Raw genomic sequence first — 24,157 nt, forward strand, 5'->3', positions numbered from 1 at the left:
ATGATCTACTCGCGGGCGGCGAGCGGCGACGCCGAATCGCTGGTCTGCGTGGAACACCTGGACGGGGAGCCGATCTCGTACCTCACCGCGCGGGCCGGTGTCCGGCTCCGCGAGCTGGCCGGGGTGGCCGCGGTGCTGCCGACCACGACCCGGACCATCGAGCAGTACCGGCGGATCGCGCTGCCGGGCGGGCCGTTCCGGTACGCGGTGACGAGCAATGGCGGGAATGTGCTGGTCGACGGGGAGCCGGATAGCGCATGGCGGGCGGCGACCGGGCGGGCGGCGGCGGCGGGCGGGGCCGGGCTCGCCGAGGTGCGGGCCGAGTTGCTGCGCCGGATCGACGACTCCTGGGTGCTCAAGTTCCGGGAGGCGGACGAGCTCTTCTGCTACCTGGTGGTGAATGTGGCGGCCATGCCCGCGGGGTTCCTCGCGGAGTGGGACGGGTGGTGCCGGGCGCACGGGTGGGGCGCTTCGCAGCAGGGGCGCAAGATCTACGCCATGCCGCGGGCGGTGTGCAAGAGCGTCGCCGTCGCCGAGGTGCGGGAGCGGTTGCTGGAGTCCGGGGAGCTGGCGCCCGGGGCGCCGCTTCTCGCCGCCGGGGACGGGGCGTTGGACGCGGAGCTGCTCGCTTCGGCGGATTTCGCTATCCGGCCGCGGCACGGGGAGCTGGAGGAATTGGGCTGGACCAGCCCGAATCTCGTGCTGACGGAGACGCGGGGGGCCGATGCGGGGGCCGAGATGGTGGAGTGGTTCCACGCCGGCGCCCGTGCGTCCGCCGCCACCGCGGCGAAGAAGCTCGCGGGGTAGGCCGGTCGGCCTACCCCGCACCCCACCCGAGGCCGCCGGTCTCGAGACTCAGGGCTGAGAGTTCAGGCCCTTCTCCAGGACGGGCCAGGAGGCCTTGAGGTCGTCCTGCCAGTAACCCCAGGAGTGCGTGCCACTGTCGCGGTAGACGAAGGTGGCGGGGATGCCGAGCTCCTGCAGGCGGTTGTCCAGGTTGTGCGTGGACCAGTTCACCCCCGCCTCGATGACCGCGCCGATGGCGACGGTCTGCGGGGTATCGGCCGGCTTCTCCAGCCGGAACTTCCCGCCCGGCTCGTCGTAGACGCCGGGAATCCCGCTGCCGGTGGAGACGAACAGGTCGGTGCCGCGCAGCTGCTCGGCGTTGACGATGGGGTCGTTGGCCTTCCACAGCGGGTCGTCCGCCGGGCCCCACATGTTCTCGGCGTCGCCGCCGCCCCAGGTCTCCACGGTCACCTTCACCATGTTCTGGCCGATGGGGTCGCTGGTCTGCGCCAGCCCGCTGTAGACGGCCGCGCTGCGGTACAGCCCCGGCTTGGCGATGGCCAGGTTCAGCACCGACACCCCGGACATGGAGAGCCCGGCGATGGCGTTCACCTTGTTCGTGCCGAGCACCTCGTCGATCAGCGGCGGCAGCTCCTCGCTGATGTAGGTCTTCCACTTGTTCACGCCGAGGACCGGGTCGGCCGACTTCCAGTCGGTGTAGAAGGTCCAGGCGCCGCCGATGATCTGCACCACGTTGACGTTCTTGTCGCCGAGGAAATCCAGCGCGTCGGTCATCCGCTGCCAGGAGGCCGAGTCCACGCCGCCGCCCGCGCCGTTCAGCAGGTAGAGCGAGGGCCGCGGCGCCGAGGTGTCGGCGGGGCGGAGCACGTCGACGACCAGGGTCCGGTTCATGGCGGCGGAGTGGATGTGCAGCCGGACATTGCGCGCGTCCAGTGCCTCCACCTTCTCCACGTAGGAGCCGCCCGGCGCGACCGCCTTGGCGGTCACGACGTTGGGGGCCGGTGCCGGCTCGGCGAGCGCCGGGCTCACCGACCCGAGCAGGCTGGCGGCGAGTACCGCCGCGACCATGGTTCGCCTACCGGCGCGGCGGATCGACATCCTCGTCCTTCGTTCGTCCTGCTCCCGCGGAAATCGCGGCCCGCCGAACCGATCGGCGGAGCGCGCCCGAATATACCGGCGCGCAGGTGTTTTCAGTACTGCTGTTGCTGACCGGCCAATTGCTGGGCGATCACGCCCTGCAACCGCTGCAGCCCGCCGACCGTCATCCCGCTCTGCAGCTGCCCCTCGATGGTGCGGACCACCTGGGAATCGCTGAGCACCTTCTCGCTCGACTGGATGAGCACGGTGCCCGCGCCGGTGAAGTCGAACTGCCGCTCCTCGCCCGAGCTGACGCCGAACCGCGCCGCGCCCGCCGCCAGGAAGTCGGTGATCCAGCGCTGGTCGTAGTGGTGGCTCGGGGACGGGCAGTCCGCCCAGCCGACCAGGGACTCCGGATCCACCCGCAGCGGCGGCTCGGCGAACATGACCGGGCCGTTCGAGGAGGCCAGGAACTTGCCGGTGCCGATCAGGGTGAGGAAGCCGGGCACGATGGACTGGTTCAGCGAGAGCCCCGGCTCGAAGGCGAGCAGGTTGGCGGCGCGGATGGTGAGGTTGCCCTCGTCCAGGTCGTAGGAATTGATGTCGTAGCCGCGGTCGCCGATGATCAGCTTGCCGTGCCCCTCGGCCACCACATAGTCACTGGTGAACAGTGGCGCGGAGAACTGCTGCGACACCATGTTCAGCAGCCCGCCGTGCAGGCCGTGCGTGAGCACCTGGAAGTTCATCTGCCCGTAGTAGGCGATCATCGCGCCCTTGCGCATGAACCAGGGCTTGTTCAGGTCGATGGAGTACGCGTAGCTGTTTCCCGGGATGTTGTCGCTCTCACCGAGATTCATGGGGTTCAGGATCTGGCTCATGGCTCACAACTTCTCTTCGGAGGCCTGCACGTAGACGATGCCCTGGCCGACGCAGTGCAGCTGCATTGCCTCGCCCGCGCCGCGGCCGACCGCGTCCCGCCAGCTCATCGCCGTCTTCAGCTCGGTCTGCACATTGCCGTACGCGGCCACGAAGGCCTGCGGATCGACCACGATCGGATTCGGCCCGCCCACCTGGAGCTCCAGGAATCCGCCGTGCGCGAGCAGCACCGCCGAGCCCTGCCCGCTGAGCTGGGTGGTGAACATGCCCTGCCCGGTGAGCGCGCCGGAGGCGGCGCCGCGCAGCGCGCCCATGATGCCGCCGCCCCCGCCGCCACCGCTGCTGGAACTCGCCACCGAGACGACCGAGCTCTGCAGCTGCGCGGAGTTGGCGAGCAGCCGGGATGCCTCCACCCGGAGCACCGCGCCCGGCTGCATCTGCACCACGTGGATCTCCAGCCCGGCCAGGCCGTAGTGCACCTCGCCGTTGCCCTGGGCCAGCATGGTGCTCTCGTGCTCGCCCGCCATCATCCGGCCCGCCATGCGCATCATGCCGCCGCCCATGCCACCCATGCCGCCGCCGCCCATCCCGGCGATCTGGTGCGGGGAGAACGAGACGTCGCCGGTGTAGAAGAGCATGGCGCCCTTGCGCGCGACCACGCCGCCCGCCATCCCGACGTTGACCTTGACGACCTTGCCGTTGACCTTCTCGAACATGGAAGCGCCCCTCACCGTTCCGCGGGCTGGATCAGTACGACGCCCTGCCCGTCCCAGCGCAGCGAGAACGCCTCGCCCGCGTCCTGCCCCATGACCGTGCGCCAGGAGACGTCGGTGACGAAGGACTGGTTGAGGTTGCCCTGGGCCGCGACGAAGGCATCCGGATCGACGATCAGCGGGTACTGCGGGCTGACCTCGAGGTGGATCAGCGGGCCGCCCGCGGAGAGCAGCGCGACCTGCCCCTGGCCGGTGACGGTGGTGGTGAAGAGCCCCTGCCCGGTCGAGGCGCCGCGCACCCCGGCGAAGCGGATGTCGGTGCGCAGGTTGCCCGCGAAGGCCAGCAGCTGCTGCGACTCCACCTGCAGCGTCTCGTTGTTCAGGTTCACCACGGTGACGTTCTGCCCGTTCACCGCGAAGAAGACGCGGCCGTTGCCGCCGCACTCCATGAGCGAGAGCTTCTCACCGGTGGCGCGGCGCTTGAGCCCGGCGAGCACGCCGTCGCCGCCGCCGAAGCCGGCGGACTTGAACTGCACGTTTCCTTCGTAGGCGATCATCGAGCCGGAGATCGCGCGGACACTGGTGCCTGCGAGATGGGCCTCGATCACCTTCTTCGACTGCTCGAACAGCTGTGCCATAGGAAGTCGCCTGTGGTCTCGGGGGAACGGCGGAGGGTTCGCGGTGTTCCGTGCGAGCGACACACTAACCGATCCGGCTGTGGCCTGCGGTCTTCGCGAACCACGGTTGTGCACAGGTTCCGATTTGTCCCCAGATGTCCCCGGGGTGTTCACGCCGCCGCGCCCGCGGGCGATTCTCGTAGAGTGGCTTCGAACGCACCGACAAGCGAAGGGTCGAACTTGTCCGCATCACTCGCCAAAGGCCAGAACGGCCCACTGGCAGTCAACGACGTCGTGGTCTCCATCCAGCTCACGGCTCCCGCGGATCTCTCCGCGCTGCTCGTCACCGAACAGGGGAAGGTCCGCACCGACGCCGACTTCGTCTTCTTCAACCAGCCGAGCGGTCCCGGCGTGAACCTGGTGCCGGCGGCCGGGGGGCCCGCCGCGCTCGCGGTCTCGCTGGCCCAGGTGCCGCCGGATATCGCGCAGATCCGCGCGGTGATCACGCTGGAGGACGCGAGCAGCAACTTCGGCCGGTTCCCCGCGCCCACCGCGATCGTCTCCGACGCGCAGGGGAACCAGCTCTTCGAGTACCGGATCGACGGCCTGGCCAGCGAGTCCATCGTGATCGCGCTGGAGCTGTACCGGCGCCAGGGGGCCTGGAAGGTGCGCGCGGTCGGGCAGGGCTACGCGGGCGGCTTCGCCGCGCTGGTCACCGATCACGGCGTGAGCGTGGACGATTCGCCCGCCCCGCAGCCCCAGAGCGCGCCGCCGCCCCCGCCGCCGCCCGCGCCGACCCAGGTCGCGCAGCCGACGCAGGGCTACCCGCCGCCGCAGCAGCAGTACGCGCCGACCCAGGGGTACCCGCCGCCGCAGCAGCCCGCGCAGGGCGGCTACCCGCCCCCGCCGCAGGGCGGGCAGGGCTACCCGCCGCCCCCGCAGGGTGGCTACCCGCAGCAGCAGGGCGGCTACCCGCCGCCGCAGCAGGGTGGGTACCCGCCGCAGGGCGGCCCGCAGGGCTACCCGCCCGCCGCGCCGCCGCAGCAGCCGCCCGCCGAGGTGAGCCTGAGCAAGGACCGGCCGGTCAGCCTGGAGAAGGGCCAGCGAGTCACGCTGCGCAAGGAGGGCGGCGCCCAGCTGACCTTCGTCAAGATGGGGCTCGGCTGGGACCCGGTGCGCACCCGCGGCATGTTCGGCAGCCGCACCGTCGATATCGACCTCGATGCCTCGGTGACCATGTTCGCCGACAACAACCTGGTCGACGTGGCCTACTACGGCCAGCTCAGCTCCAAGGACGGCTCGGTCCGGCACCAGGGCGACAACCTGACCGGCGAGGGCGACGGCGACGACGAGGTGATCCTGGTGGATCTCACCCGGGTGCCCGCGCACGTCAACACGCTGCTCTTCATCGTCACCTCCTACAAGGGGCACTCCTTCGAGCAGGTGCAGAACGCCTTCTGCCGCCTGGTCGACGGCAGCAACAATGCCGAGCTGGCGCGCTTCACGCTGGCGGGCGGCATGCCGTTCACCGCCATGGCGATGGCCAAGATCTACCGCGCCGGCGGCGACTGGAAGTTCATCGCGCTCGGCGAGGGGTTCCAGGCCAAGCACCCGGGCGAGGCGGTCCCGCAGCTGGGCCGGTTCCTGGTGAACAGCTGAGCGGAGCGGATGTCGTGATCCAGTTGCAGGCCGGGCAGAACATCCCGCTCACCGCCGGGGCCGTGCGTTTCGAGGCGTCCGCGGGTGCGGCGCTGCGCTTCGCGGCCCTGGTGGTGGCGGACAACCTGCGGGTCACCGGCCCGGAGGATCACGTGTCCGCCGAGCGCCCGGCCGCGCCGGGTGTCGCGCTCACCGGCAGCGCCGTCGTCGTCGACCCGGCCGCCGTGCGCGCCGACGCGCAGGCGGTGCTGCTCGTCGCCGCGGCCGATCCGGCGGCGCCGGTGCCGCCGGGTGGGCTCGGCTCGGTCGAGGCCGTGCTCACCGGGGTGGACGGGGGCGGGATCGCCCGCTTCACCGTCGCCCCGTCGGCCGGGGAGACGGCGCTCATCTGCTTCGAGGTGTACCGGCGGGGAAACGGCTGGAAGTTGCGCGCCGTCGGGCAGGGGTACGCCGGTGGGATGGGTGCGCTGCTCCCCGCCCACGGGATCGCCGCCCCGACGCCGGGCACCGGCGGTGCGTCCGGCACCGGCGGGGCGGGCGCTCAGCCCGGGGTCGTGGCCCCCGGCATAACTCCCTCCGCGCCGGGGGCACCGCTCGAGGTCGCGCACGGCCTCGAACGCATCTGGATGATCTTCGAGGACGCGGCCCGCTCCGCGGCGGCGCTGATCGCCGCCCGCGATTACGCCGACAAGCGGCTCGACCAGGAACTCTCCGCTGCCGTCTCCGACCCGGCGACCCGCAACACCCCGGCCGCCGAACAGGCGAGGCAGCTCGCCCAGCAGCGCTACGACGAGCTCATCGGCATCGCCGAGGGCAACCACCGCAGGGACAGCGAACAGCTGCTCCGCGAACTCGCCGAGGCGGACCGGCTACTGCCGCCGGCACTCGCCTCCTGGGACGCCCCCGCCTGGGACCGCCCGCCCGCCGCGTCGGACGGCATCCGGCTCGGCGAGCTGTACGCCATCGAGCGCGGCTCGCTCCGGGTGCCGTACTGCGTACCGGTGCCGCTCAACCGCCCGCTCTGGATCGACACCGAATCCAGCGCCGCCGTCGCCCCCGTGGTCGGGGCGCTGCTCGCCCGGCTCATCTCGGCCGTCCCCGACCGGCGCACGGTGGTCGACCTCATCGACCTCAGCCAGGGATTCCGCGGCCTCACCCCGCTGCTCGCCCCCGTGCTGGAGGGAGCGCCGATCAGCGACCACACCGATATCTCGGCCCGGCTGCAAGCCCTGGTCGAAGCCGTCGAACTCGCCGAACTGGCGTTGAGCGGCGGGGCCGGGGTGCCGCCGGCCGAGCACCGGATCCTGGTAGCCGCCGACTTCCCGCACGGGTACCAGGGGATCGATGTGCAGCGGCTCTCGACGCTGGTGCTGCGCGGTGGGTTGATCGGGCTCTCGGTGGTCTTCGTCGGCACCAACGAATCCGGCTCGACGGAGAGCGCGCTCGCCGCGCTTTCCCAGTCCTGCCGACATCTGCCGACCATCGCCGGGACTCCGCTCTTCGACCCGTGGACGGGGTCGGCTTGGGAGCTGGCGCTCGACTTGCTCCCCCAGGAACCAGGCAGACAGGCGAGATTCCTGCGAAGCGTCTAGGGGGCTGTGTTTGTTTGGCCCGGCTAACGGGGCTCGTAAGACTCGCCCCCTGGTGGGGCTTCAGAGGTGGGTGGGTTTGGGGTTGGGGCGGAGACGCTCGGGGAGCCAGGGGAGTAGGGGGTCGGGGGCTCGGTCCAACACGCCGCCGAGGGGGTCGTCGGCGTAGTCGCGGCGGACGGGGTCTTCGGTGGGGCGGTAGATCTGGCGGATCACGAGGGCGCAGAGGGCCAGGACGGCCAGGTCGCGGAGGAGGACGGTGGCGGTGAACCACTGTTCGGGGAGACCTTTGCGGTCGGTGCCGAGGTAGTAGTACATGCGGGGGACCCAGACCAGGGCATCGATGGTCATCCAGGCCAGGAGGATGCGGCGGTGCGGGAGGGCCAGGACGGCCAGCGGAACCAGCCAGAGCGAGTACTGCGGGCTCCACACCTTGTTGGTCAGCAGGAAGGCGGCGATCAGCAGGAAGCAGAGCTGGGCGAGGCGGGGGCGGCGGGGCGCGGTGAGCGCCAGGTAGGCGATGGCGAGGCAGGCCAGGGCGAAGGCGGCGAGCGAGACCATGTTCAGGATGCCGGGGGCCTCGCCGTGCACCAGTTTCCCGTCGAAGCCGGCCCAGCCGGTGAACGAGGTGACCACGTTGTAGATCGAGTCGGGGTCGGCGTGCCTGGTGGTGTTGAGCCGGAAGAACTCGCGCCAGCCCTGCGGATAGAGCAGCGCGATCGGCAGGTTCACCAGCCCCCAGGTGAGCAGCGCCGCCGCGACCGTGGCACCGGCGGCGCCGAGCGGGCGTGCGCTGAGCGCCTCCAGCCGCTGCCGGCGGCCGTCCCACCAGTCCAGGAAGGTGTCCAGGTCGCGGACCGAGCCGAGCCGGGGGCCGGGGCGCGGGCCAGGGGTGCGGTGCAGCGGGTCGGCGCGCAGGCAGAGGATCACCAGCGGGCCGAGCAGCAGCAGCGGGTACAGCTTGGCGGCGCCGCCGAGGCCGAGCAGCACCCCGGCCAGCACCGGCCTGCGCCGGGCCCAGGCCAGCAGCCCGGTGGCGGCGAAGGCGGTGGCGAGGGCGTCGAAATTGGTGAAGGCGTGCACGATCACCAGCGGCGAGCAGACCAGCAGGGCGACATCCCACGGTCGCCGCCCGGCGGATCGGGTGGTCGCCCAGACGGTGACCAGCCAGGCCAGTGCCAGCCCGATCGCCACCACATTGAAGTAGATGACCACCTGCAGCGCACCCGCCCCCGGCAGCGGCAGCATGTCGTAGGTCTTGGCGATCCGCATGGCCAGGTACTGGTAGAGCCCGGAGAGCACCGGATACTCCATGTACCTGACCTCGGTGCCGCCCTCGGGGGTCTGCTCCACCCAGTACTTCTTGTACGGGAAGGCGCCCTCGTTGAGCCGCTCCGCGCCGTACAGCGGCACGGTGTCGGAGTAGCACATGGCCACATACTGGCGGCCGTTGTTCCAGTCCAGCGAGAGCTGGCCATTGCCGTCCGAGGTCTGCTGGATGCAGGCCGCCTTGGTCGACCAGCCCAGCGCGAGGAAGAGCACCGCGAAGGCGAGCAGCACGCGCAGCGGCGTCCAGTACCTGGCCCGGCCGATCAGCGCGTGGTCGCCGACCGGGCCGCCCACCGCGGTGCTGAGCTGCGCGGCGAGCGAATCGTTGCGGCTCGGCTTGTCCCGCCCGTCCGCGGAGCGCAGGTCGGGCGCGAGCGGCGCGGGCGCGATGTAGCCGGGAAGCGGGTGGTACACGGCGTCCGGGCCGGTGCCGGGCGAGCCGGCGGCCGGCCCGGTACCGCCGGCCGCTCGATCGTCGGCCACCTGCTGCTCGGTCACGAAATCCGAGGCTACCGGGAGCCGTTCGGCCTGCCGCCCTCCGAGTCCTCGTTGCCGCCCGCGCCGGGCGCCGGGGTGCCGCTCGGCGCCATCGGCTGCCCCGGCAGCGGCCCGGCATCCGGCTGGGACTGCTGCTGCGGGCGCTGCTGCTGGGTCTGCGGCGCGACACCGGGCACCGGGATGGTGATGCCGGGCAGGATCTCCACCTGCGACGGGGTGATGATCACCGGCGGCAGCGGCTCCTGCTCGGTGCTGGACGGCGGGGTGTACGGGGCGGTCCACTCCGGGACGCCGGCCTGGCCCTTGATCGGCGCCGGCTTCGGGAAGGTCTCGTTCGACGTGCCCTTGAGCGCGCCGTCCATGGTCGCCTTCCAGATGTCCGAGGGCAGGCTGGAGCCGTAGATCATGGCGCCGCCGTAGTTGCGCAGCGCCGAGTTGTCGGTGCTGCCCACCCAGACCGCGGTGGAGAGCGACGGGGTGTACCCGACCATCCAGGTGTCCTTGTTCTCGCCGGTGTCGCCGAGCTGCGCGGTACCGGTCTTGGCCGCGGACTCCCGGCCGCCGGCCAGGCCGTGGTTGCGGGAGTAGCCGGCGATCGGCTTCATGGCCGCGGTGACATTGTCCGCCACCGCCGCCGAGACCCGCTGCTCACCGGGGACGTCGCCGCGGTCGAGCAGGGTGGTGCCGTCGGCGGCCACCACCTTGGAGACGAAGTGCGGCGCGTGGTACATCCCGGAGGCGGCGAAGGTCGCGTACACCGACGCCATGTCGAGCACCCTGGCCTGGTACTGGCCGAGCACGATGCCGTTGTTCGGGCCCGCGCCGTCCGGCTCGGTCAGCGTCTTGCCGACGCCGGGCAGCGACTCGGGGATGCCGAGCTTGTGCCCCATGTCGGCGATCTTCTGCGGGCCGTTCTGCATGTCCAGCTGCATCCGGTAGAAGCTGGTGTTCAGCGAGCGCTTGAGCGCCTCGGCGATGGTGCAGGTGCCGCACTGCTCGCCCTCGACGTTCGTGATCTTGATGCCGTTCACCGTCACCGGCGAGCTGTCGTACATCTGCGAGAGCGGGATGCCCTGCTCCAGGTTCGCGGCCAGGCCGATCGGCTTGAACGAGGAGCCGACCTGCAGCCCGGCATTGGCGAAGTCGTAGCCCTGGCCGTCCTCGCCGCCGTAGTAGGCGCGGACCGCGCCGGTGTGCGGGTCGATGGAGACGACCGCCGCGCGCAGCTGCTCCGGCTCGCCCTCCATCTTGGTGCGCGCCGCGTTCACCGCCGACTCCTGCATCTGCGGGTCGATGGTGGTGGTGATCTGCAGGCCGTCGGTGTTGAGCTGCTGCTCGCTGATGCCCGCCGCGGAGAGCTCGCGCAGCACCTGGGTCTTGATCAGCCCCTCCGGGCCCTGGTCCAGCTCGTTGTCCTGCAGCGAGGCCAGCGGGACCACCGGCGGGTACTGCATGGACTGGCGCTCGGCGGCGGGCAGGTTGCCGCCCGCGGCCATGCCGTCCAGGACGTAACCCCAGCGGGTCTTGGCGCCCTCCGGGTTCTTCTCCGGGTCCAGCGCGGAGGGCAGCTGGATGGTGGCGGCGAGCACCGCGCCCTCGGCGACGGTCAGCTCCTGCACCGGCTTGCCGAAGTACGCCTTGGCGGCGGCGTCGATGCCGTACGCGCCGCGGCCGAAGTAGATGGTGTTCAGGTAGGCGGCGAGGATCTGCTCCTTGCTCCACTGGCGCGCCATCTTGGCCGAGATCACCAGCTCGCGCATCTTGCGGGTGAGCGAGCGCTCGTCGCCGACCATGGCGTTCTTCACGTACTGCTGGGTAATGGTCGAGCCACCGCCGGCGCTCTCCTTGCCGAGCAGGTTGTCCCTGGCGGCGCGGGCGAAGCCGGAGAGCGAGAAGCCGGGGTTGGAGTAGTAGTCCCGGTCCTCGGCCGCGATCACCGCGTTGCGCACGTGCGGCGGGATCTGGTCGATGCCGACCTCGGTGCGGTTGCCCTCCGGCGGGATCACCTTGCTGATCACGGTGGTGCCGTCGGAGCCGAAGATGGTGGCCACCTGGTTGGTCTCCAGGTCGCCCGGCTTGGGCACCGAGACCGTGCTGTACGCGACCAGGAAGACCGCGCTCGGCACCACGATCATCAGCGCGACCAGCACGTAGAGGGTGCGGCGCACGATCTTCCACGGGAATTTCTTCTTGCGCCCGTCGCCGCGGCCGCCGCCCTTGCCGCCGCCGTTGCGCCGGTTCGGCGGGCCGGGCGGGCCGCCCTGCCTGCTGCGCTCGCCGGTGGCGGTGCCGTCGCGGCGGACCGCGGCCCGGCCGCCGGTGCCCGCCGCGGCCGCGCGCCGCGCGGTCTCACCGGTGGGCTGCCGCCGGACGGCATCGCCGGTACCGGGCCGGGTGCGCTCGGCGCCGCCCGCGCGCTGCGCGGTCTCGCCGGGGCGCGCCATGCGCTGGGTGCGGTTGGCGGGATCGCCGGGGCCGGGGATCGGCCCGGAGGGGACGCCGTCGCGGCGCGGCGGGCGCCCCGGGTTCTGGGCCGGGGGCCGGCCGGGGGCCTGGCGGCCGTTCGGCGGCGGGCCGCCCTGGTAGGGCCCGGCCGGGCGGCCGGGCGGCGGGCCCTGGCGCTGCGGCGGGCGCTGGCCGGGGCCGCCCTGCCGCGGCGGCATCGGCCTGCCGTCCTGCGGCATCGGGCGCCCGGCGCCGGGCGGCGGGCCGCCCGGGCGCTGCGGCTGCGGCCTGGACTGGAAATCTTGGTGTGCACCGCGCTGCGTACGGCCGCCGTGCGGTTCTTCGCCGTAGGGGGAACGCTCGTAGGGCGAATTCACTGACAAAATCTCCGTTGCTCGTCTCTGGGCACGCTCATGGCGTCGGGTTCACCGCTCGGCGGTGTCACGGCTCCGCCGCTGCCTGCGCGGAAGAGCCGGTGCGCGGCTCATTCGGCCGCGCTGCGCCGGCCGGAGCCGGGCCGGTTCTCGCGGTTCGCGCCGGACCGGCCGCGCCGCGGCGCCGGATCGGTACCGAGGACATACGACTGCACCAGGTGGTTCCAGTGGCACGAGCGGCAGACCTCGACCACGTGCACCGAGAACTCCTCCTTGGTGTCGGCCAGCCTGGCCAGCTCCTCGGGCGTTCTGGCCGACCCCGCCGTCTGCCCGAGCCCGTCACCGTAGACCCAGGATACGAGCGTGAGCTGCTCTTTCCGGCAGATGGGGCAGGTGACCTCGCTGCCGCGGCCGTGGAACTTGGCGGCCCGGAGGAGGTAGGGGTTCGCGTCGCACACCTCGGCCACGGCGACCCGCCCCGCGTAGACGTCGGCGAGCAGCGACTTACGCCGGAGGGCGTAGTCGACCACCTGCCGCTGAATTCGCACGCCACCCAGAGTAGCGGTGCGGGGAAGCCCCCGCCCCGGCGCGGGCGGGGTCCCGCGGGCGGCAATCCACCGCCAACAGGCGCGTTTCCGGCCGCGACATTCTAGGATTCGGCTGTGTCAACCGCCGCATCCGGCCGCATGCGAGCGCGTGACCTCGATCGCGTGAACGCATCCGGGCTCCTGGATGCCGCCTACGCGGAGGGGCAGCTCGGCGGCGACGAGTATCACGATCGCGTCGCCCAGGTCGCCGCCGCCACCACGATCGGCGAGCTGCGCGCGCTGGTCGACGATCTGCAGCTGCCCGCGGCGCGGGTCAGGGCCGCCACCGAGGGGGTGCAGGCGAGCACCGGGTGGCGTCCGCTGCAGGGCGGCGCGGGCCACTACCCCGGCCGCACCCGCGCGCGCGACGCCGACCGCGAGCGCACCCGCGCCGTGCTCGACACCGCGCAGGCCGAGGGGCAGCTCGCCGCCGCCGAGCACGCCGAGCGGGTGGAGCTGCTCGCCGCCGCCCGCTCCCTGGACGACCTCGCCTCCCTCGTCGACGACCTGCAGCGCGCCCCCGGCCGCGCGCCCCGGCAGCCGCCCAGCTACCGGGGCAGGCTGCGGATCGCGCTGGTCACCGTGCTCGCGCTGGCCGCCGCCACCGGCGGATTCCTGGTGACGCACCGCGACGAGGCCCCGCCGCCCCCGGTGGCGTACCCGGGCATCGCCGAGCTCGGCGCGGTCGAGCCCGTCGTGATCGCGACCCCCTCGCTGGTCACCGCGGAGGGGCTGGCCGAATTCCTGCGCCGGTACCGGGAGAAGTTCGGCGATCTGCAGGTCGACGAGATCGACCTCTTCCCCGAGCACGCGAGCATCGCGCGGGCGCTCCCCGGACAACCGAACCGCCTGGTGCACTACACCTATCGCGGCGGCTTCGAGCAGGACCGGGACGTCACCACGCGCAAGACCGACACCCCGGTGGTCGATCTCGGCGTGCTCGACCCGAGCGGCATCGGCGCCGCGCTCGCCGCCGCCCCCGGCGCCGCGAACGTGCGCGACGGCGCGGTCTCGCACCTCAGCGTCGAGCCGGTCACCAGCGAGTACTACGCCAGGTACGGGCTGCCGCGCGGCGCGACCTCGGTCGACCTCTCGGTGACGAACGAATTCTCCGAGTCCGGGCGGTTGCTGCTCGACCAGACCGGCCGGATCGCCAACGTCTGGCCGTTCAAGGAGTGAGGAGCGAGCGGATGGCGCAGCGAACCGACGGCGTCCGGGCGCGGGACCGGGACCGGGTGGATGCCTGTTCGGTGCTGGACGCCGCGCTGGCGGATGGCCAGCTGAGCGCCGCCGAGCACACCGCGCGGACCGCGACCGCCATGCGCGCGAAGTCCTTCGGTGAGCTGGACGCGCTCGTCGCCGATCTGCAGATCCCGGCGAACCTGGTGGACGCCCCGCTCGTCCGGGTGGATCGGCGCACCCCGCGGCGCTGGCAGGTGCCGGCCGCGGTGCTCGCCGGTGCCGCCGCGCTCGGTGTGCTGGCGGGGTTGCTGAGCAACTGCGGCGGCCCCGGTGGCCCGGACGAGCAGCTGCCGGTGCTCACCAGCGGGGCAGGCATCGCCTACTTCCTGGCCGAGTACCGCGCCGAATTCGGCGACACCGTCGCCGACGAGGTCACCTTCTACCCGGAGTACGTGCTGGTGGACCGGGTGCTGCCGGGCGGCCCGCAGAGCACCGCCGACTACCACTACGACGGCGGCTTCGACCGGTACACCGCCAGCAACGGCCGCGAACCGGACGAACCGACCCTCGATCTCGCCGAGCTCGACGTGCGGCGCATGGCCGCACTGCTCGCCGGCGCGCCGCGGACCGTCGGGTTGCCGGACGGCGCGATCAGCCACATCATCGTGGAGCGCGAGGCCGGGGCGCGCAGCGAGGCGCCGCCGATCGCCCGGATCTACGTGCGCGGCGCCGACAACCGCACCGGCTACCTGGAGACAACGCTCGGCGGCGAACCGCTGGCTATTAATAAGCCCTCCTGACCTGCGGCTATCCCGATTGCGCAGGGCTTCTGCGCGCAAGGTTATATCGGCCCGATATAGTGGTAAGTCGCATCCATCGGTTAGATCTGTCGACAAGTCAGGGGGTGAGGCCCGATGCTCGAGCTGGCAATCCTCGGGCTGCTCCTGGACGCACCCATGCACGGCTACGAGCTGCGCAAGCGGCTGACCGGGCTGCTCGGGCCGTTCCGCGCGTTCTCCTACGGGTCGCTGTACCCCACCCTGCGACGTATGCAGACGGATGGGCTGATCGCGGAGGAGAGCGTCACCGGCGCGACGATGCGGCGGGCGCGGCGCGTCTACCACCTGACGCCGGAGGGGCGGGAACGGTTCACCGAACTGCTCGCCGACACCGGGCCGCAGAACTACACCGATGACGGCTTCGGCGTGCACCTCGCCTTCTTCAGCCGCACCCCCGCCGAGGCGCGGATGCGGATCCTGGAGGGCAGGCGGCGCCAGGTCGAGGAGCGCCGAGAAGGACTCCGGGAGGCCATCAAGAAGGCGAGCGGCTCGCTCGATCGCTACACCCGGCAGCTCCATCAGCTCGGACTGGAATCGAGCGAGCGTGAAGTGCGCTGGCTCAACGAGTTGATTGCCGCAGAGCAATCGACGAAGGCGGCACCACAGAAAGAGGGAAATATCGGCCATGAGTGACATCGACAAGGCTGACAACGCCACCGAAGTACGCGTCGCCATCGTGGGTGTGGGCAACTGCGCCTCGTCGCTGGTCCAGGGCGTGCGGTACTACCAGGACGCGGACGAGTCCTCGACCGTGCCCGGGCTGATGCACGTCAGGTTCGGTCCCTACCACGTGCGCGACGTGAAGTTCGTCGCCGCGTTCGACGTGGACGCCAAGAAGGTCGGGTTCGACCTGGCCGAGGCGATCTTCGCCAGCGAGAACAACACCATCAAGATCTCCGACGTGCCGCCGACCGACGTCACCGTGCAGCGCGGCCCGACCCTGGACGGCATCGGCAAGTACTACGCCGAGACCATCGAGCTCTCCGAGAGCGACCCGGTCGACGTCGTCAAGGCGCTGAAGGACGCGAAGGTCGACGTGCTCGTCTCCTACCTGCCGGTGGGTTCCGAGGAGGCGGACAAGTTCTACGCGCAGTGCGCCATCGACGCGGGCGTGGCCTTCGTCAACGCCCTGCCGGTCTTCATCGCCTCGGATCCGGTCTGGGCGCAGAAGTTCGTCGACGCCGGCGTCCCCATCGTCGGTGACGACATCAAGAGCCAGGTCGGCGCCACCATCACGCACCGCGTCATGGCGAAGCTCTTCGAGGACCGCGGCGTCCAGCTCGACCGCACCATGCAGCTGAATGTGGGCGGCAACATGGACTTCAAGAACATGCTCGAGCGCGAGCGCCTGGAGTCCAAGAAGATCTCCAAGACCCAGGCGGTGACCAGCAACCTCAAGAAGGAGCTCGGCGCCAACGACGTCCACATCGGCCCCTCCGACCACGTCGGCTGGCTCGACGACCGCAAGTGGGCCTACGTCCGCCTCGAGGGCCGCGCGTTCGGCGACGTCCCGCTGAACCTGGAGTACAAGCTCGAGGTCTGGGACTCGCCCAACTCGGCGGGCATCATCATCGACGCCGTGCGCGCCGCCAAGATCGCCAAGGACCGCGGCATCGGCGGGCCGGTCATCCCGGCCAGCGCCTACCTCATGAAGTCCCCCCCGAAGCAGCTCGCGGACGACATCGCCCGCACCCAGCTGGAAGCCTTCATCATCGGGGCCGAATAGGATTGTCGCGCCTCCGCGCGACGTGGCTCCCGCCCTGAACCGGGCGGGACCCGGCGCTCGTAGAGCTCGCGCCCGGCGCGAGCTCTACGAGGTCAATCCAAGGAGACGTACACCTCGACCGAGGTCGGCCCGGTGTACCGCTCCAGCTCCGCGGTGTGCGACCGCGTGATCGTCCCCGCGGCCTCCGCCTTGGCGACCTGCGCCCAGGCGGTCCGCAATAGGTCGTACGGCTTGTCCGACACCACGAACCGCGCGTACCGCCCCTGCGGAATCCGCGTCAAGACGTCACCGGGGTCCAGGTCCTCCAACCCGGAGACCTCATACCCCAGCACCGCCACCGCGTGATCGTTCTGCCCGATGTAGGCAGCGGCCCGAGCCACGGTCTTCTCCCGGGCCAGATACCGATCCCAGGTGAAATTCACCAGATCCAGATCCCGGGCGGCCACCTCACGCCCCGTCAACGGCACCGTGAGCCCCGCGACCAGGATCTCGTCCAATGTGACCAGTTCGAAGTCCACAGCCATGACCTACCTGTTCGCCTGTTCGTCGGCCAGCGCCACGAACACCTCGACGGTGCGGGCGTCCGGGTACTGCTCGACATCGCCGGTGTAGGAGCGCACGAGTCTGCCCGCGGCCTCGGCGTCCCACACCGTGCGCCAGATGGAGACGATGGTGTCGCCGAGGTTCTCCCCGCTGGCGGTGAAGCGGGCGAAGCGGCCGGCCGGCACCCGGGCGAGCACGTCACCGGGTTGCAGGTCGTCCAGGCCCCGGCAGCGGTAGCCGACTATGTGCGTGAGGTACGAGTTGATCTCGGGGGCGTGGTCGACGTAGGCCGTCGTCGGCGGGCCGGGGAGCCGGCGGGCGAGGTTGCGCTTCCAGGCCTCTTCGACCTTCGCCCGCCGCGGTCCCTCGACCGCGAGCGCCGGGCTGCGAAGTACTGTTCCCGCCACCAGCGTCTCGGGACGGTCAACGACATTGAAATCCACCGGCGTAGCCCCTATGTCTCGTCTTTCGTCGTCGCTCGAGCGCTATCCTCCCGCATCGCCCGCCCGGCGACGCTGTCGGCCCCGCGCCCGGCGCGTCGTTCGCGGCTCGAGCCCTTTGTGCGGTTTCGTCGCAGGTCGGCGCGGTTCCGGCCGGCCGGGACCACCGAGGTCCGGCCCATGCGTCGCTCTCACTCCGGTTAGCTCTCACTCTGGCCAACGATGCTGCCACGTCCGCGGTTCCGCGGGGACGGGGTAGGCATAACCGTGATCTTGACGGAAACACGTTCAGCGGCCGCTGAGACCCGGGAAGAGCTCGCCGGGCTGGGCGGGGCCGCTGGTGGCCGGGGGGATCACGATGAAGGGCTCCGCCGGTGTAGCGCTCGGCGCGGAGGTGGTTCCCGGCCCGAACATGTCGAAGCCGCCGCCGGGGGCGGCGGGCTGCGGGGGCGCGGCGGCCGGGTCGGCGCCGGGGAACTGCTCGACGGGGGTGCCCGCGAGCGCGCCGTCCATGGTGTCCTTCCAGATGTCGGCGGGCAGCCCGGAGCCGTAGATGTCGCTGCCCCGGGCGGTGCGCAGCGGCTGCGGCGGATCGGTGCCGACCCAGACCGCGGTGGCGAGCGCTGGGGTGAAGCCGATCATCCAGGCGTCTTTGTTGGCGGCGGTCTCGCCGAGCTGGGTGGTGCCGGTCTTGGCGGCGGACGGCCTGCCGTCGGCGAGGCCGTGGTTGCCGGAGTACCCGGCGACGGGGAGCATGGCGCGGACGGTGTTGTCGGCGATGGCGCGCGAGATGCGCTGTTCGCCGCGGCCGGGCTCGCCGCGGTCGAGCAGGACGTCGCCGCTGCCGGTGACGACCTTCTGCACGAAGTAGGGCGGGTGGTAGACGCCGCCGGCGGCGAGCGTGGCGTATGCGGAGGCCATGTCGATCGGGCGCACCAGGTATTGGCCGAGCACGATGCCGTTGTAGGGCGGGGCGCCGTTCTCGGTGAGCGTCTTGCCGACGCCGGGGAGCTCCTCCGGGATGCCCGCCATGTGCGCGGCGTCGGCGATCGAGCCGGGGCCGTCCGACATGGACATGGTGAGCCGGTAGTAGACGGTGTTGAGCGAGCGTTTGAGCGCCTCGGCGAGGCTGCACTTGCCGCAGCTCTCGCCGCCGACATTGGTGATGGTGGCGTTCCGGTCGGTGACGGGGCCGCTGTCGAAGGTGCGGGTGAGCGGGATGGCCTGCTGCTGCGCGGCGATGGCGGCGAAGACCTTGAAGGCGGAGCCGGTCTGCAGCGGGGCGTTCGCGAAGTCGTAGCCGGTGCCGTCGGTGCCGCCGTAGTAGGCGCGGACGGCGCCGGAGCGCGGGTCCACGGAGACGACGGCGCCGCGCAGCTGCGGCGGCTGTGGGCCGAGCCGGTTCGCCACCGCGTCCAGCGCGGCCTGCTGCGCGCGGGCGTCGATGGTGGTGGTGATCCGCAGCGCGCCGGTGTTCAGCTGCTGCTCGTCGATGCCGGCGTCGGCGAGCTCGCGCAGCACCTGGGTGCGGAGCAGCCCCTCCGGGCCGAGCGGGATGCTGGTGTCGGGGATGGCGGTGACCGGGATGATGTCCGGGAAGGCGGTGGCGTCCCGCTCGGCGGCGGTGAGCGTGCCGAGCTCGACCATGCCGTCCAGCACGTAGCGCCAGCGGTCGCGGAGCTGCGGCAGGTGCGTCTCCGGGGTGAGGATGGAGGGCGAGCGGATGACGGCGGCGAGCACCGCGCCCTCGGCGGTGCTCAGCTCGGGCACCGGCTTGCCGAAGTAGTTGGTGGCGGCGGCGGCGATGCCGTACGCGCCGCGACCGTAGTAGATGGTGTTCAGGTAGGCGGCGAGGATGTCGTCCTTGCTCCACTGCCGCGCCATCTTGGCGGCGATCACCAGCTCCCGCAGCTTCCTGGTGACGGTGCGGTCGTGGCCGAGGAAGGCGTTCTTGACGTACTGCTGGGTAATGGTGGAGCCGCCGCCGGCGTTGTCGTGGCCGAGCAGATTGTCACGAACGGCGCGCAGGAAGCCGGAGGTGGAGTAGCCGGGGTTGCTGTAGAAGTCGCGGTCCTCGGCGGCGAGCACGGCCTGGCGCACCGGGACCGGGATGTCGGCGAGCGGCGTCGGCGTGCGGTTGCCGGTGGGCGGCACCACGGTCGCGAGCACGGTGCCGCCGTCCGCGGCGAGCACGGTGGCGATCCGGTCGGTGCGGACATCCTCCGGGCTGGGGATCTCGGCGCTCCAGTAGACCAGCACGAAGAGCAGCGCGGGGACGACTACGAAGACCACGGTGAGCGCGAGCAGCAGCCTGCGCAGCCGCTGGGCGCGGGTGCGGTGCGGGCGGACCGGCGCGCCGGGCGGGGTGCTCCGCCGCCCCTTGGTGGCGACCGGGGGGCCGGGGAGCGGCTTCCAGTGCGCCGTCTCGTCGTAGACGGGCCGCGGGCTGCTCCGGGGTGCGGGGGGCTCTTCGGACGAGCTCACGAGCCTCTCCTTCCGAAAGCGTCGGCGAACTCCCGGTGCGGCTACCCGCGAACCCCGCGGTGACGTCCCCCGACTTTACCCGGTGCGGACGCCCCGATCAGCTCTTGACGCCGCCCGCGGTGAGCCCGGAGATGATCCGGCGCTGGAAGAGCAGCACCATGATCACCAGCGGCACCGTGACGATGGTGCCCGCCGCCATGATCGCCGCGTACGGCTGCACCAGCGGGTCGTTGCCGGAGAAGCGCGCGATGGCGACGGTCACCGGCTCGGTGGCGCTGTTGGAGAGCAGCCGGGCCAGCAGGTACTCGTTGACCGCCGCGATGAAGGCGAGGATCGCGGTGGTGAAGACCGCGGGCGCCGCCAGCGGCAGCATGACCAGCCGGAAGGCCTGCAGCTTGGTCGCGCCGTCGATCCGCGCGGCCTCCTCCAGCTCCCACGGCAGCTCGGCGAAGAACGAGGCGAGGATGTACACCGTCATCGGCAGCACGAAGGAGATGTTCGGGATGATCAGCGCCTGGTACTGCCCGATCCAGCCGATATCGCTGAACAGCTGGAAGAGCGGGGTCACCAGCACCACCACCGGGAACATGGAGGCGCTCAGGATCAGCCCGGAGACGATGTACTTGCCCCGGAACTGCAGCCGGGCCAGCGCGTACGCCGCCAGGATGCCGATCACCAGCGCCACGAGCGTGGTCGCGAAGCCGATGATCACGCTGTTCAGCAGCGCCTTGCCGAAGTCGTTGCCGCGGCTGGTGTCGAACGCGTTGCGGAAGTTCTCCAGCGTCACGTGCGTGGGCCACGGGGTGTTCTCGAACTGGTAGGCCGGGTCGCGGAAGGCGGTGACGGTCATCCAGTAGAACGGCGCCAGCCCCCAGAGCAGCACGATCAGCGCGCCGAGGTAGAGCCGGACGGTGCCGAGCCGCTTGGTCAACGGCTGCCTGTTCGCGACCGCGGGGCGGGCGGCCGCTGGTTTCCTGGTGTCGATGGCGGTGCTCATGCCTTGCGCTGCTCCTCCTGCGTGCGGACGGCGTTCGCGCCGAGGACCTTCACCAGCACGAAGGCCACCGCGAAGATCATCAGGAAGGTGATCGTCGAGAGCGCGGCCGCGCTGTTCGGCCCCTGCCGCACCTGGTCGACCACCAGGATCGAGAGGGTCTTGGTGGCCGGGTTGCCGAGCGTCATGATCGCGGGCAGGTCGTACATCCGCAGCGCGTCCATGGTGCGGAAGAGCACCGCGACCAGCAGCGCCGGCTTGAGCAGCGGCAGCGTGATGTGCACGAAGCGCTGCCAGGCCGAGGCGCCGTCCACCTTGGCCGCCTCGTACACGTCGGCCGGGATCACCTGCAGCCCGGCGAGCAGCAGCAGCGCCATGAAGGGCGTGGTCTTCCAGACGTCGGCGGCGATCACCGCGAAGCGGGCCGGCCAGGGGTCCGAGGTCCAGAGGATCTCGGTGCCGAGGATCCGGTTCACCACGCCGTCGTACTGGAACATGAACTCCCAGAGCCGCGCGGTGACGGCGGTCGGGATGGCCCAGGGGATGAGCACCGCGGCGCGCAGCAGCGCCCGGCCGCGGAAGGTCTTGCCCATCACCACGGCCATCGCCAGCCCGAGCAGCACCTCCAGCGAGACGGTGACCACGGTGAAGAAGAACGTGATCCCGACCGCCATCCAGAACTGCGAGCCCAGCGTGCCGGTGGGGCACGGCACCAGCCCGCCCGCGGCCTGGCACTGCTGCAGCAGCCAGTGCGTGTAGTTCGTGAAGCCGGCGCCGCCGCCCTCCACGAACATGCCGGTGGCCGGGTCGAGCCCCGCGTCCTTCTCGAAGGACATCCAGAGCGCCCGGAACACCGGGTAGCCGATGACCACGGTGAGCGCGGTCAGCACCGGGAGCACGAAGAGCCAGGCCCGGCGGGACTTGCGCCACTCCGTGGCCAGCGCCGCGCCGAAGCCCGGTTTCCGTGCGTCGGCGGGCGGCTGCTGCTCTTCCTTGACCAGGGTGGCCGTTCCCGAAGGATCCGACACGTTCTCTCTCCTACGGGTCGTCGGTCTGCCTGGCGCGAATCCGCCGGTCAGTTACCGGCGGTCTCGATGCCCTTCTGCATGCCGATGATCGCGTCGTCCACCGACTTGGTGCCGTTCAGCGCGGCGTAGGCGTTGTCCTGCACGGCCTTCGACACCGCCGAGTAGAACGGGGTGACCGGGCGCGGCACCGCGCTCGCGATCGACTCCTTGAGCGCGGGCAGGTACGGCATCTGCGCGATCAGCGCCGGGTCGTCGTACATCGACGCGCGCACCGAGGGCAGCGCGCCGGAGGCGACGATCTGCTGCGCCTCCTCCGAGATCAGGAAGCGCAGGAAGTCCAGCGAGGTCGCCTTGTTCTTGGAGAAGGCGCTGATCGCCGCGTTGTAGCCGCCGAGCGTGGAGGCGCCGACACCGTTCTCGCCGGGCAGCGGGGCCACCCCGAACTTCTCCTTGACCTGCGAAGCGTCGCCACCGGCCTCACCGAAGAAGTACGGCCAGTTGCGCAGGAAGAGCAGGTTGCCGCTGGCGAAGGCGTTGCCGCTCTCCGGCTCCTTGAAGGTGATCGCCTCGCGCGGGATGTCGCCCTTCTTGTAGGCGTCCACCAGCGTGTTCAGGCCGGTGCGGGCCTGCGGGCTGTCCACCGTCGGGGTCTTGCCGTCCGGGCCGACGAAGGTGCCGCCGTAGGCGTTGATCACCTCGGCGGTGTTCACCGTGAGGCCCTCGTACGGGGCCAGCTGGCCCGCGTAGCAGCCGATGTTGTTGTCCCGCGCCACCTGGCACTGGGAGAGCATCTCGGTCCAGGTGCGCGGCGGGGTCGGCACCAGGTCCTTGCGGTAGAAGAGCAGGCCGCCGTTGGTGTTCCGGGGCGCGGCGTAGAGCGTGCCGTTGTAGGTGGCGCTCGCGACCGTGGGGGAGAGCAGCGCGGCGGTGTCGATGGAGAAGTTGTCCTTCAGCGGCTGGATCCAGCCCTTGGCCGCGAACTCCGCGGTCCACGGCACGTCCAGCGCGACCACGTCGTACCCGGACTGCTTCGAGCGCATGTGCTCGACCAGGTCGTCGTACTGCTGGTTGGCGTCGTTGGACTGCTCCTTGAACGTCACCTGCTCGTTCGGGTGGGTGGCGTTCCAGCGCTCGATGATCTGCTTCACCACCCCGGTCTCGGTGGTGTCCTTGCCCTCGACGTAGGTGATGGGGCCGCGGCCGTCGAGATTCTCCGAGGTCGGGTTGCCGCCGTCGCCGCTGGAGCAGCCCGCGGCGAAGGTCGCGGTGAGCAGCGCCGCGGAGGCGATCGCCAGCGACGCCCGCGGCACGAACGACGAACGGAGGGACGACACCTGCTTCAAAGCCATCACGAACACTCCCGGGTCGAGACGTGAGCGGCGGCACATCAGCCGACGCACAAGGCAAGATACATGGTGTTCACCGGGAGCGCTGGAGCGCGTTCCCCTTCGGGGCCGGTCGCTAGGCTGGCCGGGATGACTTCGCCGAACGCGGTTCCGGACCGGATGCTCACCCGGATCGGCGGCCTGCTGCGGCAGGCCGAGTCCACCGACAACGAGCACGAGGCCGAGGCGTTCCTGGCCGCCGCGCAGCGGCTCGCCACCCGCTCCTCGATCGACCTCGCCGTCGCCCGCGCGCACGTGGCGGGCAGGCAGCGCCGCGCCGCGCCGATCCAGCGGGTGATTCCGATCGGCGAGCCGGGCCGGAAAGGTCTGCGCACGTACGTGCAGCTGTTCGTCGCCATCGCCGCGGCCAACGATGTGCGCTGCGATGTCGCGCGCACCTCCACCCAGGTCTACGCCTACGGCTTCGCCGGTGACATCGACGTCTGCGAGGCGCTCTACACCAGCCTGCTGGTGCAGATGGTGCGGGCCAGCGACCAGTACATCAAGTCCGGCGGGTACCGCTCGGCCACGGTCGAGAAGGTGGTGGTGGAGAAGCGGCTCGGGCGCACCGTGCGGCGCCGGGTCGCGGCGCCGGTCGCCCCGGTGACGGCACGGTTGAACTTTCAGTCGGCCTTCGCGGCGCGGGTCGGCAAGCGGCTCGCCGAGGTCAAGGCCGAGGTGGTGCGGGACGCCTCGCCCGCCGAGGCCGGTGCGCCTGGCACCGCGATCGCGCTGCGCGAGAAGGAGTTGGAGCTCACCGACTTCTACAGCCGGACCTCCGAGGCCAGGGGCACCTGGCGCGGCGCCTCTGCCGCGCTCACCCCGTCCGCCGACGCGCGGCGGGCCGGGGATCGCGCGGGCCGCGTCGCCCGGCTCGGCACCGCGCCCGAACTGGGCGCCCCGCGCGGCGAGCTGCCCGCGCCGTGACCGTGCGGGACCGGTGGCGCTCCGCCGTCGACGACGCG

At 71.4% G+C, this 24,157-nt stretch carries 21 protein-coding genes; 8 read left to right on the forward strand and 13 right to left on the reverse strand.

Annotation, left to right across the window (positions count from 1 at the left end):
• Positions 1 to 807 carry an HAD family hydrolase gene (locus AB0H71_RS09170; protein WP_357018440.1) on the forward strand — a complete coding sequence of 269 codons (807 nt, stop codon included), beginning with the start codon at positions 1 to 3 and terminating at the stop codon, positions 805 to 807.
• Positions 808 to 855: 48 nt separating this feature from the next.
• Here AB0H71_RS09170 and AB0H71_RS09175 read toward each other — a convergent pair whose 3' ends face one another.
• From AB0H71_RS09175 to AB0H71_RS09190, 4 genes are all read right to left on the reverse strand, one after another.
• Positions 856 to 1,905, reverse strand: a complete 1,050-nt coding sequence (locus tag AB0H71_RS09175; protein ID WP_357017028.1) for an alpha/beta hydrolase family protein — start codon at positions 1,903 to 1,905, stop codon at positions 856 to 858.
• A 92-nt stretch (positions 1,906 to 1,997) separates the two neighbouring features.
• On the reverse strand, positions 1,998 to 2,762 hold the full coding sequence (locus AB0H71_RS09180) for an AIM24 family protein (RefSeq protein WP_357017030.1): 765 nt from the start codon (positions 2,760 to 2,762) through the stop codon (positions 1,998 to 2,000).
• A gap of 3 nt (positions 2,763 to 2,765) precedes the next feature.
• On the reverse strand, positions 2,766 to 3,476 hold the full coding sequence (locus AB0H71_RS09185) for an AIM24 family protein (RefSeq protein ID WP_357017033.1): 711 nt from the start codon (positions 3,474 to 3,476) through the stop codon (positions 2,766 to 2,768).
• A gap of 11 nt (positions 3,477 to 3,487) precedes the next feature.
• A complete protein-coding gene (locus tag AB0H71_RS09190; RefSeq protein ID WP_067649018.1) occupies positions 3,488 to 4,111 on the reverse strand; it encodes an AIM24 family protein in 624 nt (207 codons plus the stop codon).
• Positions 4,112 to 4,330: 219 nt separating this feature from the next.
• Between AB0H71_RS09190 and AB0H71_RS09195 the strand changes: the two genes are divergently transcribed.
• Both AB0H71_RS09195 and AB0H71_RS09200 read left to right on the forward strand, forming a co-directional pair.
• Positions 4,331 to 5,749: a TerD family protein gene (locus AB0H71_RS09195; protein ID WP_357017036.1), complete on the forward strand. Its 1,419-nt coding sequence runs from the start codon at positions 4,331 to 4,333 to the stop codon at positions 5,747 to 5,749.
• A gap of 14 nt (positions 5,750 to 5,763) precedes the next feature.
• The gene (locus AB0H71_RS09200) at positions 5,764 to 7,341 is read left to right on the forward strand and encodes a TerD family protein (RefSeq protein WP_357017039.1); all 1,578 of its coding nucleotides are present in this window, start codon (positions 5,764 to 5,766) and stop codon (positions 7,339 to 7,341) included.
• A gap of 60 nt (positions 7,342 to 7,401) precedes the next feature.
• On the opposite strand, the gene AB0H71_RS09205 is transcribed toward AB0H71_RS09200, so the two are convergent.
• From AB0H71_RS09205 to AB0H71_RS09215, 3 genes are all read right to left on the reverse strand, one after another.
• On the reverse strand, positions 7,402 to 9,081 hold the full coding sequence (locus AB0H71_RS09205; RefSeq protein ID WP_357018442.1) for a glycosyltransferase 87 family protein: 1,680 nt from the start codon (positions 9,079 to 9,081) through the stop codon (positions 7,402 to 7,404).
• Positions 9,082 to 9,176: 95 nt separating this feature from the next.
• The gene (locus AB0H71_RS09210) at positions 9,177 to 11,300 is read right to left on the reverse strand and encodes a transglycosylase domain-containing protein (protein WP_357018445.1); all 2,124 of its coding nucleotides are present in this window, start codon (positions 11,298 to 11,300) and stop codon (positions 9,177 to 9,179) included.
• Between the two features lie 794 nt (positions 11,301 to 12,094).
• Positions 12,095 to 12,532 carry a DUF5318 domain-containing protein gene (locus tag AB0H71_RS09215; RefSeq protein ID WP_357017042.1) on the reverse strand — a complete coding sequence of 146 codons (438 nt, stop codon included), beginning with the start codon at positions 12,530 to 12,532 and terminating at the stop codon, positions 12,095 to 12,097.
• A 138-nt stretch (positions 12,533 to 12,670) separates the two neighbouring features.
• Between AB0H71_RS09215 and AB0H71_RS09220 the strand changes: the two genes are divergently transcribed.
• The 4 genes from AB0H71_RS09220 to AB0H71_RS09235 all read left to right on the forward strand — a co-directional run bounded on the left by AB0H71_RS09220 (position 12,671) and on the right by AB0H71_RS09235 (position 16,318).
• A complete protein-coding gene (locus AB0H71_RS09220) occupies positions 12,671 to 13,750 on the forward strand; it encodes a DUF1707 domain-containing protein (RefSeq protein WP_357018448.1) in 1,080 nt (359 codons plus the stop codon).
• Positions 13,751 to 13,761: 11 nt separating this feature from the next.
• On the forward strand, positions 13,762 to 14,553 hold the full coding sequence (locus AB0H71_RS09225) for a DUF1707 domain-containing protein (protein WP_357017044.1): 792 nt from the start codon (positions 13,762 to 13,764) through the stop codon (positions 14,551 to 14,553).
• Positions 14,554 to 14,667: 114 nt separating this feature from the next.
• Positions 14,668 to 15,225 (forward strand): PadR family transcriptional regulator, encoded by a 558-nt coding sequence (locus AB0H71_RS09230; RefSeq protein WP_067649036.1) that lies wholly within the window; start codon positions 14,668 to 14,670, stop codon positions 15,223 to 15,225.
• Positions 15,218 to 16,318, forward strand: a complete 1,101-nt coding sequence (locus tag AB0H71_RS09235) for an inositol-3-phosphate synthase (protein WP_357017048.1) — start codon at positions 15,218 to 15,220, stop codon at positions 16,316 to 16,318. Before AB0H71_RS09230 ends, AB0H71_RS09235 begins: the two co-directional genes overlap by 8 nt.
• A 92-nt stretch (positions 16,319 to 16,410) precedes the next feature.
• Here AB0H71_RS09235 and AB0H71_RS09240 read toward each other — a convergent pair whose 3' ends face one another.
• The 6 genes from AB0H71_RS09240 to AB0H71_RS09265 all read right to left on the reverse strand — a co-directional run bounded on the left by AB0H71_RS09240 (position 16,411) and on the right by AB0H71_RS09265 (position 23,156).
• Positions 16,411 to 16,842: a GyrI-like domain-containing protein gene (locus AB0H71_RS09240; protein WP_357017050.1), complete on the reverse strand. Its 432-nt coding sequence runs from the start codon at positions 16,840 to 16,842 to the stop codon at positions 16,411 to 16,413.
• Between the two features lie 3 nt (positions 16,843 to 16,845).
• Positions 16,846 to 17,304: a GyrI-like domain-containing protein gene (locus tag AB0H71_RS09245; protein WP_357017053.1), complete on the reverse strand. Its 459-nt coding sequence runs from the start codon at positions 17,302 to 17,304 to the stop codon at positions 16,846 to 16,848.
• A gap of 285 nt (positions 17,305 to 17,589) precedes the next feature.
• Entirely contained in the window at positions 17,590 to 19,620 is a 2,031-nt protein-coding gene (locus AB0H71_RS09250; RefSeq protein WP_357018451.1) for a transglycosylase domain-containing protein, read from the reverse strand.
• A 262-nt stretch (positions 19,621 to 19,882) separates the two neighbouring features.
• A complete protein-coding gene (locus tag AB0H71_RS09255; RefSeq protein ID WP_357017056.1) occupies positions 19,883 to 20,782 on the reverse strand; it encodes a carbohydrate ABC transporter permease in 900 nt (299 codons plus the stop codon).
• Positions 20,779 to 21,720, reverse strand: a complete 942-nt coding sequence (locus AB0H71_RS09260) for a sugar ABC transporter permease (protein WP_357018454.1) — start codon at positions 21,718 to 21,720, stop codon at positions 20,779 to 20,781. The genes AB0H71_RS09255 and AB0H71_RS09260 overlap by 4 nt, the downstream gene beginning before the upstream one ends.
• Positions 21,721 to 21,854: 134 nt before the next feature.
• Positions 21,855 to 23,156, reverse strand: coding sequence for an ABC transporter substrate-binding protein (locus tag AB0H71_RS09265; RefSeq protein ID WP_357017059.1), 1,302 nt, complete (start codon positions 23,154 to 23,156; stop codon positions 21,855 to 21,857).
• 126 nt (positions 23,157 to 23,282) lie between these two features.
• Between AB0H71_RS09265 and AB0H71_RS09270 the strand changes: the two genes are divergently transcribed.
• The gene (locus tag AB0H71_RS09270) at positions 23,283 to 24,119 is read left to right on the forward strand and encodes a DUF2786 domain-containing protein (protein ID WP_357017062.1); all 837 of its coding nucleotides are present in this window, start codon (positions 23,283 to 23,285) and stop codon (positions 24,117 to 24,119) included.
• Positions 24,120 to 24,157 lie beyond the last annotated feature (38 nt).

Source organism: Nocardia sp. NPDC050697, assembly GCF_040654395.1.
In the GTDB taxonomy this organism is placed as follows: Bacteria; Actinomycetota; Actinomycetes; order Mycobacteriales; family Mycobacteriaceae; genus Nocardia.